Below are 15,714 nucleotides of genomic sequence, written 5' to 3' on the forward strand. Positions count from 1 at the left end.
TTGCATGCCCGCTCCACCTGTGAGCGTTGTTATCCACAGGCTTGCGAGATCGCCGTGACTTGTCCACAATTTTCCCGATACGGAACCACTCGCGGGGCGTGCCTGTGCCGGAAGCGCACAGATCTATATCCTGTGTGTCATGAGTGACGGCGCGCAGCATGATCGCACGGCCGCAGGCGCACTGGCCTCCACGTCGAAGGGAGCCCAGCAGCATTCATCGCACGAGCTGACGCTGGCAGCGGTGACCAGCCTGGAAGCCCCGCGAGCAGGCGATCATCCCAGTCAGTCCCCAGCACTGCAGAACGCCACGCCTGCCGCGCCAGCGGTGGAGGTACGGCGCAGCACCCGCAGGCGCAAGACCGTGAGCGCGAGGCGGGAGGGCGATCGGATCATCGTCCTCGTGCCCAGCGGATTGTCGAGATCGGAGGAGTCCGCGCTTGTCGATCGGATGATCTCCAAGCTGGAAAAGGCTGATCAGCGGCGAGCGCTCGGCAAGCACGGCGACGATAGCGAGCTCCACGACCGCGCCGTCCGGCTATCGCAGCGGTGGCTCGGCGGGACGGCCGTGCCGCATAGCGTGGTGTGGGTCCCCGCGATGCGCACCCGCTGGGCGTCTTGCACGCCCGACGACGGCACGATCCGGGTCAGCTCGCTGCTGCGGGCCGTGCCTGACTACGTGCTCGACTACGTCCTGGTGCACGAGCTCGCCCACCTCGTGGTTCCCGGAGGTCATCCGCCCGAGTTCTGGGAACTCGTGGATCGGTACCCGCGCACTGAGCGGGCGATCGGATTCCTCGAGGCGTACTCCCGCATGAGCACCATGTCGACCGCGAGCGACACCGCAGTCAGCTAGCGAACGCGCCACAGGGGCCCCTCCACGAGGAGAGGCCCCTGTGCATCACGGGCGGCTTAGCTCGTGGGGTGCTCGCCCCCGCTACCGGTGCCGTCGTCGCCGCGATCGGAGTTGTCGTCGCCAGTGCTGTCGCTGTCCTTGCCGCGGGCCTCCCGCTCGGAGCGTTCCCGCTCCTCGGTGCGCTGCAGCTCAGCGATCGGATCATCGAACGCCGAGGTATCACCGCCGCCAACGGTGCGGTCGACGAAGCCAGCGGGATCGTTGAGATCGCCGGAGTCCGGCAGCAGGTCAGGATGCGCCCATACGCCGTCGCGCTGCTCCATGCTGCCGAAAGCAGCGAGCTGGGACCACAGCTGGGTTGCTTCCCGGATCCGGCGTGGCCGCAGCTCGAGGCCGACGAGGTTCGCGAATGTCTGTTCCGCCGGACCGCCCGAGGCGCGGCGTCGGCGCAGTGTCTCGGCGAGCGCCGAGGTCGACGGGATCCGGTCGTGGAGGGCGTTGGTGACCACTGCCTCGACCCAGCCCTCGATGAGAGCGAGCATGGTCTCCAGGCGATCGAGCGCGGCCTTCTGCTCTGGCGTCGTCTGGGGCTCGAACACGCCCTGCGAGAGGAGGTTCTCGATCTCGGCGGGGTTGGTCAGCGCGGACGGATCGATGTTGCGCGCCGCTTCCTCGATGGCGCTGATATCGATGGTGATGCCGCGGGCATATTCCTCGACGGCGGCGAGGATGCGGCTCCGCAACCACGGCACGTGGCTGTACAGCCGCTGGTGGGCTGCCTCGCGGGCCGCGAGAAACACAAGGACCTCGCGGTGCGGTACATCGAGCCCCTCGCTGAAGCTGGCGATCGCCTCGGGCAGCAGCGCCGCGGTGCCGGACGGGCCAAGCGGGATGCCGATGTCGGTGGAGGACAGGACGGACTTCGCGAGGTGGCCGAGGCCCTGGCCGAGCTGGGATCCGAATGCCGCGCCGCCCATCTGGCGGACGATGCCCATCATGGGGCCGATCAGGTTCTTCGCTTCCTCCGGCATCGCTCCGACCCACATGCCCGACATCTGCTCGGCCACGGGATCGCATAGCTGGGGCCAGGTGGGCAGCGTGTTGTCGAGCCAGTCGACGGGTGTCCAGGCGGCGGTGCGCTGGGCGCCGGAGGGCAGCGTGGTGACGCCATCGAGCCAGACGTCCGCGAGCTTCACAGCTTCAGTGACCGCCTGGCGCTGCGAATCGCTCACGGGCGAGAACGAGCCCATGTGCTGCCGCGCGACGTTCTGCGCGAGCGAGTAGTTCACCGGGCTGCCCTGCTCGCCGCCACCCTGGCCCATGCTGCTGCCCATCCCGGACAGCATCTGGCCGAACTGGCTGAGCATCTTGCCGAGCGCAGCGGGGTCGAGGCCACCAGCGCCCCCGAGGCCGAACTGGCTGAACGGATCACCGGCGCCCCCGCCGCCTTTTCCGCCCTCGTCGCCGCCCTGCCCGCGGCCAGCGCTGCCCGACCCGGACGAGCCGCTCTTGTCCTTGTCGCGGCGCTCGGGGTCGTCGTCGGGATTGGAGAAGCCAAAGGGCGAGTCGGTCATGTTTCCACGGTACAAGGCACCGCGGGCACGTCGCCGCCCCCGATCGGGATTGCCGTGACGCCCTGCGCGAACATCTGCGCCAGCAGGCACCCTGGCCACTGAACCAGCAGCACGCGGGCGGTGGCGAGGGAATCCGGCCAGGGAGCGCGCAGTGGCATTGTTCACACTGCATCGAGGCGTCGGAGCGCGACACCGCGCGGACCCTCTACCCTGGTCAGGGTGAACCGCCGGATCGTGACGCTCATCGTAGCGCTGGTGCCCATCGTTGTCTTCGGACTCATCGGAGCCAACGCCACTGTTCCCTATGCCGCGATGGGGCCCGGGCCCACGATCAACGCGCTCGGGCAGCTCGAGGACAAGCCCATCATCGTGCTCGAGGGCGTGGAGTCCGACGAGACGGCCGGGAACCTCAACCTCACCACGGTAGCGGTGCGTACCGGGCTCACCCTGTTCGACGCGATCGGGTTCTGGCTCAGTGGCCGCGATGGGATCGTGCCGATCGATGAGGTAATCCCACCGGGGCGCACCAACGATGAGATGCGCGAGATCAACCAGCAGGAGTTCGAGCGCTCGGAGTCCACCGCGGAGGTCGCGGCGCTGCGCTACCTCGACTATCCCTTCGTCGTGACGGTCGCCGGCTTCATCGAGGACAGCCCCTCGTCGAGCCTGCTCAAGGAAGGCGACATCCTCACCAGCGTCAACGGCGAGCCGGTTGTATCCGCGGTCGACGTCCCGGACCAGCTCTCGGGGTTCGCGCCGGGCGAGCCTGTCACCATTGGGTTCACCCGCGATGGGGTCGCGGGCGAAGCGACGATCCCGCTGGGCTCGCACCCCGAGGAGGAAAAGGGCATCCTCGGCATCTCGGTAGCGGACGAGCCCCTTGTCGACTTCGATGTGACGTTCAACGTCGACGGGGTAGGTGGCCCGTCCGCGGGCCTGATCCTCAGCCTTGCCCTGATCGACAAGCTCTCGCCCGGGGAGCTCAACGGCGGTCGCTTCATCGCAGGTACCGGCACCATCGACTCCGCGGGCACGGTTGGCCCGATCGGTGGCATCCGCTACAAGCTCATCGCCGCGAAGGAAGCCGGAGCGAGCGAGTTCCTTGTGCCGGCGGACAACTGCGGCGAGGCACGCTCGCACGCCGTCGACGGGCTCGAGCTCGTCCGGGTGGAGAAGCTCGCCGACGCGGTGGGCTATCTCGCCGATCTCGAAGCGGGCCGGGACGTCCCCACCTGCTGATCCGGGTCCCGGCGGAGACGGTCGAGCGCGGTGTCGTGCAGGATCTGTCGCATTCCGTACAGTTGGGGTGACTAGTGATCGCAATCGCGGCGCCCTAGGCGCCGCCAGGAACGTATGGAGTGGCACTCGTGGGCATACGGCCCCCTTCAGGTGTACCGTCCTTGTCCCGCCGCAGCCGGATCCTGATCGTGCTGGCCGCCATTGGCGGCATCTTGCTCGCGGTCGGTCCCCGGTTCATCGACGCCTATGTCGATTGGCTGTGGTTCGGCGAGGTCGGCTACCGCAATGTCTTCACGACCGTGCTGGTGTCGAGGATCGTGTTGTTCCTCGCTGTCGCCGTGGTCGTTGGCCTCATCATCTTCGCCGCGTTGCTAGCGGCCTACCGCACGCGGCCAGACTTCGCGCCGACCAACCCGAATGATCCCGTCGCGCGCTATCGTGCCTCGATCAACTCGCGGCTCAAGCTGTTCAGCATCGGTATCCCAGTGGTGCTGGGCGCGATGGCCGGCCTTGTCGCGCAAGGCAACTGGACCACGGTGCAGCTGTTCCTGAACCGCCAGGAGTTCGGCATCGCCGATCCTGAGTTCGGCCTCGACGTCGGGTTCTACGCATTCTCCCTGCCGTTCTACCAGCTAGTGCTGAATTGGTTGTTCGTCGCCACCGTCATGGCGTTCCTCATCAACCTCGTCGCGCACTACATCTACGGCGGACTGCGGCTCGACACCACCGACCGCAAGCTCACCAACGCTGCCCGCATCCAGCTCGCCGTCATCGCTGGCTCGTTCGTGCTGCTGAAGGCGGTCGCCTATTGGTTCGATCGCTACACGCTGCTCTCCGGCAGCCGCAAGGAGCCCACCTTTACCGGCGCGGGCTTCACCGACATCAATGCGGTACTCCCCGCGAAGCTGATCCTGCTCGCGATCGCACTGATCTGCGCCCTGGCCTTCTTCGCCGCGATCGTCCTGCGTGATCTGCGCATCCCCGCTCTCGCAGCTGGGCTGCTGCTGCTGTCCTCGATCGTGGTCGGCGCGATCTGGCCACTGCTGATGGAGCAGTTCTCCGTCCGGCCCAACGCCGTCGAGCGCGAGAGCCCCTATATCGAGCGCAACATCGACGCCACGCGTGACGCCTATGGCATCAACCCGGACCGCATCGATTACGTCGACTACCCGGGCGTGGGCACGCAGTCGCCGACCGAGAGCCAGGCGGATATCACGACGATCCAGAACATTCGCTTGCTCGATCCGAACGTCCTGTCGCGGACCTTCACCCAGCAGCAGCAGCTGAAGAACTTCTTCGGCTTCCCTGATCAGCTCAGCATCGACCGCTACGAGATCGATGGCCAGCTGCAGGATTACATCGTCAGCGTGCGCGAGCTCAACCCCACCCAGCTTGCGGCGAACCAGCAGGACTGGATCAATAAGCACACCGTGTACACCCACGGCAACGGCTTCGTCGCGGCGCCAGCGAACCGCGTGAACGCGGCAGTGCGCGACGCGGAGAGCTCCGATAGTGGCTACCCGATCTACACCGTCAGCGATATCACCGCGGACGAGCGGGACAACCAGGTAATCCCCGTCGAGCAGCCGCGCATCTACTTCGGCGAGCTCATCGCCCAGATGGATCCCGACTACGCCATCGTTGGTCACAGCGAGGACGCCACCGCGCGCGAGTACGACACCGACACCCTGCGCTACACCTACACCGGCGAAGGTGGCGTGCCGGTCGGCAACTGGGCGAACCGGCTCGCGTTCTTCGCGAAGTACTCCCAGCGCAACATCCTGTTCTCCGAGGTGATCGGCCCGGACTCGAAGATCCTGTTCAAGCGAGACCCCCGGGACCGCGTCGAGGCCGTCGCGCCATGGCTCACCCCTGATAGCAAGACCTACCCGGCCGTCGTTGACGGGCGCATCGTCTGGGTTGTCGATGCCTACACCACGCTCGACAACTACCCCTATGCGCAACGTTCCACGCTCGATAGCCTCGTGGAGGACAGCCTCAGCGCGGACGCCGTCCGGCCATTGCCGCCGAAGGAAGTCTCCTACATTCGCAACGCGGTCAAGGCCACCGTCGACGCCTATGACGGCACCGTCACCCTGTACGAGTGGGACGAGGAGGATCCCGTCCTGCAGGCATGGATGGGTGTCTTCCCCGATACGGTTCGCGAGAACAGCGAGATCAGCGACGATCTGCGCGCGCACTTCCGCTACCCCGAGGACTTGTTCAAGGTGCAGCGCGAGATGCTCGCGAAGTATCACGTCGATGAGCCCATCGAGTTCTTCACCAACAACGCGTTCTGGTCCGTGCCCAGCGATCCCACCGTCGAGACCGGCCGCCCTGACCAGCCGCCGTACTACGTGCTCATGGGAGACCCGGCAGGTGGAGCGTCCTTCCAGCTGACGAGCCCAATGGTGGGCTTCAACCGCGAGCTGCTCGCCTCGCACATCTCCGTCAGCTCGGACCCCGGCAACTATGGGCGGTTCACGATCCGAGAGCTGCCCACCGATACCCAGACCCAGGGCCCGCAGCAGGCGCAGAACGCCATGACCTCGGATACGCGCGTTGCCTCCGACCGGACACTGCTCGAGCGATCGAACAACCTGATCTACGGCAACCTGCTTACCCTTCCGATCGGCGATGGCGGCATCCTCTACGTCGAGCCGCTCTACACCGAGCGGAAGGTCAGCGGCAACACCGCGTTCCCGCAGCTCGCCCGCGTCATGGTCAGCTACCGAGGGCAGGATGGCCGGATCCGGATCGGGTACGACTCCACCCTTGCGGCAGCGCTCGGCCAGGTATTCGGCCCCGAGACCGCAGGGATCGCGACCGCCCCCGGTGGTGACGTGACACGAAGCGAGACCGCGCTCGAGGCCGGCGAGGATCTCGAGGGCGATCTTCCCGCTGATCCGGATGCCGGGAGCCCGGAGGACGAGGGCACCGCGGACGAGGGCAGCGAGGGCGCTGAGGAGCAGCCCATCTCGCCGCCACTGGACTCCGCGCCAGAGGACGTGGTCGCCGAGCTCGACGCAGCGCTGGAGAACCTGCGCAATGCGCAGCGTGGCGGTAGCTTCAGCGAGTTCGGTGACGCGCTCGAGCGCCTCGACCGGGCCGTGGAGGCGTATCGGAATTCCGGAGGGAACTGATCACACGGCGATGATCCGCTAGCGCGGGGCACTGCGGCACTTGTCCGCGGTGCCCCGCTCTTGTCGGCGGGGGAGGGCCTCCTCGAACGCCTCGCCCCGGCGTGAGCGGGGCCTGGCCGTGGCTTCGGTGCGAATCTGGAAAATCGGCTCTGATCAGCGGTTACCGCCTCGATTTGCAAACGGTCGGAGCCTCCATGTAACGTTGCATTCACCAACGCGGGGTGGAGCAGCTCGGTAGCTCGCTGGGCTCATAACCCAGAGGTCGCAGGTTCGAATCCTGTCCCCGCTACTCGAGAAAGACCCCCTTTCAAGCGCGATCAAGTGCCTTGAGAGGGGGTCTTTTTCTATCGCCGAGATTCACTGTCCCGTGCACTGCTGGCCCCATGCATCAGGGGCTCTTCAGGCTCCCGGCGCACCTGCGCGGCGCCTGGGCGAGGAGCAAGCCTGGCGCCCGGAAGCCTCGAAGTTGCCGGGACGCGTCGTCTGCGGTAGCTGTGGTACGGTGCCGCGATCTAGGCACGGAGCGATAGAGAGGATGCTCACATGGGCCGCTACCCGCGGATTCCCCTCGACGATGCGATCGTTGTGCTCGCTGGCGTGCTCGACGGAACCACGCGCATCCTGGTCGAGGAGCTCCACGAGCTCGGTGCGATCGTGTGGCTCGGTTCGGACGATGTCACGTGCGCGGCTGCGATTGCGGACGAGCTAGGCCCCGGGGTCTTCGTCCATGAGGTGGAGCTAGGCTCCAGCCAGTCATGGGAGGGCTTCCGGGAGAGGGTGCTCGACGTTCATGACCGCATCGATGCCGTAGTTCTGAATCCTCCAGTGCCCGCCCCGTGCGGCTTCCTCGATGATGCTGGCGCTGCGGGGCAGATCGGGGCCGACGAGATGGTACGGATCATCACGCTAGGCCTGCGAGCAATGGCGCGGGCGATGGCGCGGGCCGGCCGTGGACATGTGGTCGCTCTCGCGCCGGTCAGCGGGATGTCGCCCGCTCCTGGCCAGGCCGCGAGTGGTGCGGGAGCAGCGGGAATCGTGGCGATGTGCCGATCTGTGCGCCTCGAGCTGCTCGCTGCGGGCGTCAGCGTCACGGCGTTGCTGGCGGCGAGCGGGCCAGGCGACGTCGCGCACGCTGTGCTGAGGTCCTGGGAGGCGAGGCCCGCGCAGATGGTGGTGCCGCGCTACATGTGGGCGTGGGCTCTGGTGCAGCGATTGCTACCGGATCCGCTGGTCATTGCTCTTGCCTACCGCTGGACTGCCACGCGTCCGCAGGGAGCGCATGTGTGACCTGGCCCCGATAGGTGGGGAGATGTCACCGTTCACACACGATTCGCGTACTGTTATCACGAATCGGCAGCGCTCAGCAGCGATGTCCGTTATCGTTTCGTGATGGTTCGAGGTGTAAGGGGGCACTCCTTGGCGGGCAGCGTGAACGATGGCCAGGCCGACCCGGGTTCGGCAGATCCCGGCGCAATAGGCACGAGTCAGCGTGCAGCGTCGGATGCCAGCATCGTGACGGCGACCGATGCGACGGCATCACCGGCCCGTGCACGGTTCCGGATCCCTACCACGGTCCTCGCGGTCGCCATCGCTCTCAGCTCCACCGCGGTGGCGGGCGTGCTTGCAGCCCAGGTATCCGGCGGCACGAGCGGAGCCCAGGCAGTCGTGGCGCAGCAAGCGCCCGCTCCTGGAGCGGTAAGCGCCGCGAGCGCCAGCGGACCGCTGCGTCCCGACCAGCCCGCCACGACAGTCGAAGCAGCCCCTGCGGTTCCTGCCCCTGAGGGAGGAGCCCCGGAAGCCGCGCAGAACCCGCTCGACGTGCCACCTCCGGCCGAGGCCCCCGCAGGTCCTCCAGTCGCGAACGAGGCCGCCGCGCCTGCTCCTGGCAACATAGCGCTCCCGGAGGCCGTCGCCCGCCCCTTCGCGATCGGCCCCACTTACGGCGGCATCCTCTCCTCGGACTTCGGCCCGCGCTGGGGAGAGTTCCACTACGGCATCGATATCGCCGCGCCACTGGGCTCCGCAGTGCTCGCTGTGACCGACGGTGTGGTGGTCGAGGCTGGCCAGGCGCAAGGATTCGGGCTCTGGGTGCGCATCACCCAGGACGACGGAACCGTCGGCGTCTATGGCCACGTCGATCGCTACCTCGTCCAGCCCGGCCAGCGGGTCCATGCGGGCGATATGATCGCCACCGTGGGCAACCGTGGCCACTCCACCGGTCCGCACCTGCACTACGAGGTGCGCAAGACTGATGGAACACCGATGAGCCCCCGCCACTGGCTCGCCCAGCGCGGAGTCTGGCTCAACTAGCGCGTAGCCTGGCTCACCCAACGCGTAGCCTGGGCGGGCTTGCTCAGGCGCGGGGTGGACGTGGTGGCCTTGTGATTGGCGCTGCCAAGTGGGTGGCACGGCCTGATGTTTGGCACGGCCTGATGTTTGGCACGTCGGCTGCGGCGGCAAAAGCACCGGATACTGTCAAACGCGATAGAAACCGACCTGGGTTTTCCGCGACTTCTCTCGCGTTTGCGATCGAGGCCAGAGGCCATCCGCCGGACCCTCCTCAGCGGCATCGTGGTGGCACCATTGCGATTGGTGTGACAGGCGCGCCCTTCCGCAGTCACCCGCCACCCCTGGCAGGTAGCTGCCACCCGTGCACGGGGCCGCCACGGAAATAGCGGTGGCAGCCGGAGCCGATCCGTGGCAGCTGTAGGCCATCCGTGGCAGCTGAGAGCCAGCAATCGCGCCCGTGGCTCGAACGCCGCCGCGTCGGCTCAGGCAGCAGCCATCCCGGGGATCCGCGCTCGCCGCCCGGCTGAATGCACCTGGCCCAGGAATGCCAATTGCCCCGCCCCCTTGCGAGGGGCGGGGCAATCCGAGCAATCACTACCGTTGCGGGTCCCTCAGGACCGGCGCTGGCGGTTCTGGCCCGCTTGAATCACTTCAGCTCGGAGGAGGACTTGCCGAGGAGACGGCGAGCCACGATGAGCTGCTGGATCTGCTGGGTGCCCTCGAAGATGTCGAGGATCTTCGAGTCGCGCGACCACTTCTCGAGCAGCGGGCGCTCGGAGTAGCCGAAGGTGCCCGCGAGCTCGACCGCGCGGAGGGTGACCGCGGTGCCGGTGCGGCCAGCCTTCGCCTTGGCCATGGAGGCCTCGAGCGAGTTGGGCTTCTTGTTGTCGGCCATCCAGGTTGCCTTCATCGACAGCTGGTAGGCAGCTTCCCAGTCGGCCTCGAGGGTGAGGAACTCTGCCGCGGCGGCGTGCTGGGAGAACGCGGGGGCGTTGTAGTCGATCTCGACCCCGGCCTCGCTGAGGATGCTGCGGAGCTCCTCGAGCGCGGCGCGGGCACAGCCGATGGCCATGCCAGCGACGAGGGGCCGGGTGTTGTCGAAGGTGGCCATGACCCCGCCGAAGCCCTTCTTGACGTCAACCTCGGGGCTACCGAGGATGTGGTCGAAGGGGATGCGGCAGTTCTCGAGCATGATGGTGGCGGTATCGGACGACCGGATGCCGAGCTTGTGCTCGAGCCGCGCGACGGTGATGCCGGGGGCATCCTTGGGAACCACGAACGACTTGATGGCGGCGCGGCCCTTGGTCTTGTCGACCGATGCCCACACGACGACGTGGGTGGAGCGCCCGCCAGCGGTGACGAAGATCTTCTCGCCGTTGAGGACCCACTCATCGCCGTCCTGGACAGCAGTGGCGGTGACGGCGGCGGAGTCGGAGCCGAAGCTGGGCTCGGTGATGGCCATGGAGGCCCATACCTTGCCGAACTGCTCGAGCTGCTCGTCGGTGGCGACCGAGGCGATCGCGGAGTTGCCGAGGCCCTGGAAGGGGATGGAGAGGGTGAGGCCGACGTCGCCCCAGCAGGTCTCGATGACGTTCATCAGGGCGGACATGTTGCCGCCGTTGATGTTGCCTTCGTTCTTGGCCTTCTCGCCACGGCCGAGGGTCGCGCCCGCAGCGCCACGGCCTGCGTCGGCCATGCCCTCGACGAGGCTTGCCATGGTGTCGAGCTCGACGGGCCGCTCATGCTCGGCGAGGTCGTACTTGCGGGAGATGGGGCGGAAGATCTCCGCCGCTGCCTGGTGGGCCTGGTTGGAGGCCGCCACCAGCTTCTTGGGGAGTTCGAGATTGATCATGTGAGTCTCCAGGCTTTTCAGGAGGGAACGGCTAGAGGACGACGACGCCTTCGGCGACACCGATGGCGCGCAGGTCGCGGTACCAGCGCTCGACGGGGTGCTCCTTCGTGAAGCCGTGGCCTCCGAGGAGCTGGACGCCGTCCAGGCCGATCTGCATGCCCTTCTCAGCGGTGATGCGACGGGCCAGGGCTGCCTCGCGGTCGAAGGAGAGGCCCTGCTCGGCACGGGAAGCGCCGCGCCAGGTCACCAGGCGCATGCCCTCGAGCTCGATGCCGATGTTGGCGACCATGAACGCCACGGACTGGCGGTGGCTGATCGGCTCGCCGAAGGCGACGCGCTCGTTGACGTAGGGGATCACGTAGTCGAGGACGGCCTGGCTGGTGCCGCAGGCGAGCGAGGCCCAACCGAGGCGGGACAGCTGGATGATGTCCTGGTAGTCCTTGGCGCGGCTGCTGGCATCACCATCGCCGAGCAGTGCCGACTCGGGCACGACGACGTTGTTGAGGTTCAGGCGGCCGAGGCCAGCGGCGCGCAGGCCCATGCTCGGGTCTGCTTCGACGGTCAGGCCGTTCGCATCAGACTCGACGATGAAGAAGGCAGGCTTGCCGCCGAGATCCGCGGCGACGAGGAACAGCTCGGCCGAGGCTGCGATGGGCACGAGGCTCTTGACACCCTGCAGGGTGTAGCCGCCGGCGGCGCGGTTGGCCTTGGTCTGCAGCTCGAACGGGTTGAACAGCGCCCGTGGCTCGTTGACGGCGACGACTGCGCCGGGAACGTTCTCGCCAGCGAACGAGGGCAGGTAGGTCTGCTGCTGCTCGTCGTTGCCGAACTGGGTGAGCGCCACGGCGAAGCCGCTGGGCGCGAGGATCGGCAGGGCGAGGCCCATGTCACCGTGTGCGAGCGCCTCGGCGACGAGCGAGTTGGTGATCGCGCCCCGCTCGGAGGCGGCGCCCTCGAGCTCCTCGGGAACGTTGATCAGGGTGATGCCGAGCTCGGCCGAGCGGGCGATCAGGTCGGCGGGCGCGGCGGCTGCGGCATCGGCGTCGTGAGCGGCCGGGCGCAGGATCTCGCCCGCGAAGTCCTTCACCGTGTCGACGATCATCTTCTGCTCGTCGCTCGGGGTGAGGTCGTAGAGGCCCTTCTTCTTGGCCTCGGAGTCGGGGAGCCGCTTGGGCTTCCCGGTTCCGGAGACCTTCTTGAAGGTCCGGGTGGCCGAGCCGAGGGTCTGGAAACCAGTCCTGGTGGCCTGGTACGCGACCCGATCGATCGGCTTGCGGAGGTTGTACTTCTCGGCGAGGCTCGACCCGGTGAGGCTGGTCAGCACGCGCATGGCGGTACCGATCGCGTCACGCTTGACAGGGTTGAGGCCCACGGCGGAGGTGGAGCTTTGCGAGGCACCACCATTTGGGTTCTTCTTGCTCATGATCTCCAGCTATTCGTGAGAGAAGGGTCAGTGTGGTCGCTATCTTACCCATGAGTAAGTTAAGTGCGCGAGGGGCTCGCCAAACTTGCTTGGACGTGTTGGCGAACTCACTTCAAGCTATCGAGTGTGACGGCGTGCAGGAGGCCATTTGAGCCAACCGCGCTGCCGCCGTGCGGACCGGGGGCTCCGTCGAGCGAAGTGAAGACGCCGCCGGCCTCGCGCAGCAGGATGTCGAGGGGCGCGAGGTCCCATAGGGACACCTCGGGCTCGGCGGCGATATCGACAGCGCCCTCCGCGACGAGGCAGTAGGAGTAGAAGTCTCCGAAGCCGCGCACGCGCCACACGGCATCGGTCAGTTCCAGCAACTGCTCGCGGTTGCCGCGATCCCTCCAGCCGCTGAGGCTCGAGAGCGACAGGCTGGCCGAAGCGAGGTCGGAGACCGCGGAGACGTGGATGCGCCGGGCCTCGCCGCCCAGGCTGGTCGCGTGGGCGCCCTGCCCGGAGCTCGCCCACCAGCGCCGGGCCAGCGCGGGCGCGCTCACCACGCCCACCGTCGGCACGCCATCCTCGAGCAATGCGATCAGGGTCGCCCAGACCGGTACGCCGCGCACGAAGTTCTTGGTGCCGTCGATGGGGTCGATGATCCATTGGCGGCCCGTGAAGGTAGCGGTGCCGCCGAACTCCTCGCCGAGGATGGCGTCGCCCGGGCGCTCGGTGGCGAGAGCGTCGCGCAGCGCGCGCTCCACGGCGAGATCGGCATCGGAGACGGGGGTGAGGTCGGGCTTGCTGTCGATGTGCAGGTCCAGGGCCCCGAAGCGGTCGAGGGTGATCGCATCGGCCCGCTCGGCGAGGGCGAGCGCGAGGGAGAGATCGGCGGCGAGGTCGGTCATGGGGAGCACGCTACTCGCCAGGTCGCGCTGCGCCCGATTGGGCATACACAATGAAAACCATTATCGTTAAAGTTGTGAACGCAGCCCCCGCCATACCCGTGACCGTTCTCTCCGGATTCCTCGGCGCAGGAAAGACCACCCTGCTCAATCACGTCCTCGCCAACCGCGAGGGCCGCAGGGTCGCCGTCATCGTCAACGACATGAGCGAGATCAACATTGACTCGCAGCTCATCGACGGCCCGCTAGCGGGGGAGGCGCGCCTCGACCGCACCGAGGAGCGACTCGTCGAGCTCACCAACGGCTGCATCTGCTGCACCCTGCGCGAGGACCTCGTCGAATCCGTCGCCGCGCTCGCCCGCGCCCGGAAGTTCGACCACATCCTCATCGAGTCCACCGGCATCTCCGAGCCCATGCCCGTGGCAGCGACCTTCGAGTGGACCTTCGAGGACGGCTTCCGCCTCGGCGACCTCGCCCGCATCGACACCATGGTCACCGTCGTCGACGTCTCGACGTTCCTCGGCGAGCTCGCCCGCGGCAACCGGCTTGCCGACCGCGGCCTCGCTGCCGGGGACGGTGACGAGCGCGGCATCTCCGACCTCCTCGTCGACCAGGTCGAGTTCGCCAACGTCATCGTTCTCAGCAAGACCGACCTTGTCACCGAAGGCGTTGCTGGCGTCGTGGAATCCACCATTCGCCATCTCAATCCCCGCGCCCGCGTCGTGCGCGCCGGGCACGGGCGGGTCCCGCTCGCCGAGATCCTCGACACTGGCCTGTATGACCCCGATGCCGCCGCCGAGGCCGACGGGTGGGCCGAGGAGCTCGCCTCCGGCCACACCCCCGAGACCGAGGAGTACGGCATCAGCAGCGTCGTGTTCCGGGCCAGTCGGCCCTTCCACCCCGATCGGCTCTCCCACGCCATCGACAGCCTCAAGGGAGTCCTGCGCAGCAAGGGATTCTGCTGGCTCGCCAGTCGCTCGGAGCATGCGGCCGTGTGGTCGCAGGCCGGACCGAACCTCATCATCGAGCCGGCCCAGCCCTGGGAGTCCGTGGACCTCCCGCCCGGGCAGGAGATCGTCCTCATCGGGCTCAAGCTCGACCGCAACGATCCCCGCGAGCTCCTGCGGGCCGCGCTGCTCACCGATGCGGAGCTCGCCGACGGTCCAGCGGCCTGGCGCGGATACCCCGACCCGCTGCCCGCCTGGGTGGCCCATGCCCACCCGCATTGAGCGGCATGCATGGCATCCGTGCCGGGTTAGGTAGGCTGGGGGACTGTGCAACCTGACGTTTCCGCAGACCTCGCTGACCTTGACACCACGCTGAAGACCGTCGAGGCGGTCGTCGACGTCGAGGAGCTGCAAACCCGCATCCGGGAGCTCGAGGACCAAGCCGCCTCGCCAGGCCTCTGGGACAACCAGGAGCACGCCCAGCACGTCACCAGCCAGCTCGCCTACGCCCAGGGCGAGATGCGGCGCCTCACTGCGCTCCGCCAGCGCCTCGACGACCTGCCCATCATGTATGAGCTGGCCGAGGCCGAGGAGGGCGAAGCCGCCAGCGACGCGCTCGCCGAGGCTGACTCCGAGCGGATAGCGCTCCGCGAGGACATCGAGCTGCTCGAGGTGCGCACGCTCCTCTCCGGCGAGTACGACCAGCGCGAGGCGCTCGTCAACATCCGCTCCGGCGCCGGGGGCATCGACGCCGCGGACTGGGCCGAGATGCTCATGCGCATGTACGTCCGCTGGGCGGAGAAGCACGACTACAAGGTCGAGGTGTACGACATCTCCTACGCGGAGGAAGCGGGCATCAAGAGCGCCACCTTCGCCGTCAAGGCCCCCTACATGTATGGGACGCTCTCGGTCGAGCAGGGCACCCACCGGCTCGTGCGCATCAGCCCCTTCGACAACCAGGGCCGCCGCCAGACCTCCTTCGCCGAGGTCGAGGTGCTGCCCGTCGTGGAGACCACCGACCACATCGAGATCCCCGACACCGAGCTGCGCGTCGACGTGTTCCGCTCGTCCGGGCCGGGTGGGCAGTCCGTCAATACCACTGACTCCGCTGTGCGCCTGACCCACCTTCCGACCGGGATCGTTGTGTCCTGCCAGAACGAGAAGTCGCAGCTGCAGAACAAGGCAGCGGCGCTACGCGTGCTCCAGGCCAAGCTGCTCGCCCGCAAGAAGCAGGAGGAGCGGGCCGAGCTTGACGCCCTGAAGTCCGACACCGGCTCCTCCTGGGGCAACCAGATGCGCTCCTACGTGCTGCACCCCTACCAGATGGTCAAGGACCTGCGCACCGAGCTCGAGGTCAATAACCCTTCCACCGTCCTTGACGGCAACATCGACCGTTTCCTCGAGTCCGGCATCCGCTGGCGCATGCGCGACACCTCCGCTGAATAGCCACGCGTACGCGGGCCAGAGGGTCGGCTAGCTCTCCAGGATGCTGTAAGGGCGCGCGGGA

The 15,714-nt window shown here is 67.4% G+C and carries 11 protein-coding genes and 1 tRNA gene; 8 read left to right on the forward strand and 4 right to left on the reverse strand.

All coding sequences use genetic code 11. From position 1 onward, the window contains the following. Window positions 1-139 precede the first annotated feature (139 nt). Window positions 140-853 (forward strand): M48 family metallopeptidase, encoded by a 714-nt coding sequence (locus QC765_RS09020; protein WP_278314111.1) that lies wholly within the window; start codon window positions 140-142, stop codon window positions 851-853. Window positions 854-909: 56 nt separating this feature from the next. Here QC765_RS09020 and QC765_RS09025 read toward each other — a convergent pair whose 3' ends face one another. Further along, window positions 910-2,427, reverse strand: a complete 1,518-nt coding sequence (locus QC765_RS09025; protein ID WP_278314112.1) for a zinc-dependent metalloprotease — start codon at window positions 2,425-2,427, stop codon at window positions 910-912. A gap of 219 nt (window positions 2,428-2,646) precedes the next feature. On the opposite strand from QC765_RS09025, the gene QC765_RS09030 reads away from it, so the two are divergent. From QC765_RS09030 to QC765_RS09050, 5 genes are all read left to right on the forward strand, one after another. Next, window positions 2,647-3,666: a YlbL family protein gene (locus tag QC765_RS09030; RefSeq protein ID WP_278314113.1), complete on the forward strand. Its 1,020-nt coding sequence runs from the start codon at window positions 2,647-2,649 to the stop codon at window positions 3,664-3,666. Between the two features lie 128 nt (window positions 3,667-3,794). Further along, window positions 3,795-6,809 carry a UPF0182 family protein gene (locus QC765_RS09035; RefSeq protein ID WP_278314114.1) on the forward strand — a complete coding sequence of 1,005 codons (3,015 nt, stop codon included), beginning with the start codon at window positions 3,795-3,797 and terminating at the stop codon, window positions 6,807-6,809. Between the two features lie 215 nt (window positions 6,810-7,024). Continuing rightward, window positions 7,025-7,098, forward strand: a tRNA-Met gene (locus QC765_RS09040). 254 nt (window positions 7,099-7,352) lie between these two features. Beyond that, on the forward strand, window positions 7,353-8,096 hold the full coding sequence (locus QC765_RS09045) for an SDR family NAD(P)-dependent oxidoreductase (protein WP_278314115.1): 744 nt from the start codon (window positions 7,353-7,355) through the stop codon (window positions 8,094-8,096). 225 nt (window positions 8,097-8,321) lie between these two features. Next, the gene (locus QC765_RS09050) at window positions 8,322-9,119 is read left to right on the forward strand and encodes a M23 family metallopeptidase (RefSeq protein WP_278314116.1); all 798 of its coding nucleotides are present in this window, start codon (window positions 8,322-8,324) and stop codon (window positions 9,117-9,119) included. Window positions 9,120-9,744: 625 nt separating this feature from the next. On the opposite strand, the gene QC765_RS09055 is transcribed toward QC765_RS09050, so the two are convergent. From QC765_RS09055 to hisN, 3 genes are all read right to left on the reverse strand, one after another. Then, window positions 9,745-10,950 (reverse strand): acyl-CoA dehydrogenase family protein, encoded by a 1,206-nt coding sequence (locus QC765_RS09055; RefSeq protein ID WP_278314117.1) that lies wholly within the window; start codon window positions 10,948-10,950, stop codon window positions 9,745-9,747. A 31-nt stretch (window positions 10,951-10,981) separates the two neighbouring features. After that, the gene (locus tag QC765_RS09060; RefSeq protein ID WP_278314118.1) at window positions 10,982-12,373 is read right to left on the reverse strand and encodes an acyl-CoA dehydrogenase family protein; all 1,392 of its coding nucleotides are present in this window, start codon (window positions 12,371-12,373) and stop codon (window positions 10,982-10,984) included. A gap of 107 nt (window positions 12,374-12,480) precedes the next feature. Continuing rightward, window positions 12,481-13,263: a histidinol-phosphatase gene (hisN, locus tag QC765_RS09065; protein ID WP_278314119.1), complete on the reverse strand. Its 783-nt coding sequence runs from the start codon at window positions 13,261-13,263 to the stop codon at window positions 12,481-12,483. A gap of 50 nt (window positions 13,264-13,313) precedes the next feature. Between hisN and QC765_RS09070 the strand changes: the two genes are divergently transcribed. Both QC765_RS09070 and prfB read left to right on the forward strand, forming a co-directional pair. Continuing rightward, window positions 13,314-14,489 (forward strand): GTP-binding protein, encoded by a 1,176-nt coding sequence (locus QC765_RS09070; protein ID WP_278314120.1) that lies wholly within the window; start codon window positions 13,314-13,316, stop codon window positions 14,487-14,489. A 45-nt stretch (window positions 14,490-14,534) separates the two neighbouring features. After that, window positions 14,535-15,653: a peptide chain release factor 2 gene (prfB, locus tag QC765_RS09075; protein ID WP_278314121.1), complete on the forward strand. Its 1,119-nt coding sequence runs from the start codon at window positions 14,535-14,537 to the stop codon at window positions 15,651-15,653. Window positions 15,654-15,714 lie beyond the last annotated feature (61 nt).

Origin of the sequence: Hoyosella levis, assembly GCF_026008515.1 — a bacterium.
Taxonomy (GTDB): Bacteria; Actinomycetota; Actinomycetes; order Mycobacteriales; family Mycobacteriaceae; genus Lolliginicoccus; species Lolliginicoccus levis.

Coding starts and splice junctions, on each gene's coding strand:
- QC765_RS09060 (WP_278314118.1), bottom strand. CDS start 12,373: ATGAGCAAGAAGAACCCAAATGGTGGTGCCTCGCAAAGCTCCACCTCC.
- QC765_RS09070 (WP_278314120.1), top strand. CDS start 13,314: ATGAAAACCATTATCGTTAAAGTTGTGAACGCAGCCCCCGCCATACCC.
- QC765_RS09045 (WP_278314115.1), top strand. CDS start 7,353: ATGGGCCGCTACCCGCGGATTCCCCTCGACGATGCGATCGTTGTGCTC.
- hisN (WP_278314119.1), bottom strand. CDS start 13,263: ATGACCGACCTCGCCGCCGATCTCTCCCTCGCGCTCGCCCTCGCCGAG.
- QC765_RS09055 (WP_278314117.1), bottom strand. CDS start 10,950: ATGATCAATCTCGAACTCCCCAAGAAGCTGGTGGCGGCCTCCAACCAG.
- QC765_RS09020 (WP_278314111.1), top strand. CDS start 140: ATGAGTGACGGCGCGCAGCATGATCGCACGGCCGCAGGCGCACTGGCC.
- QC765_RS09025 (WP_278314112.1), bottom strand. CDS start 2,427: ATGACCGACTCGCCCTTTGGCTTCTCCAATCCCGACGACGACCCCGAG.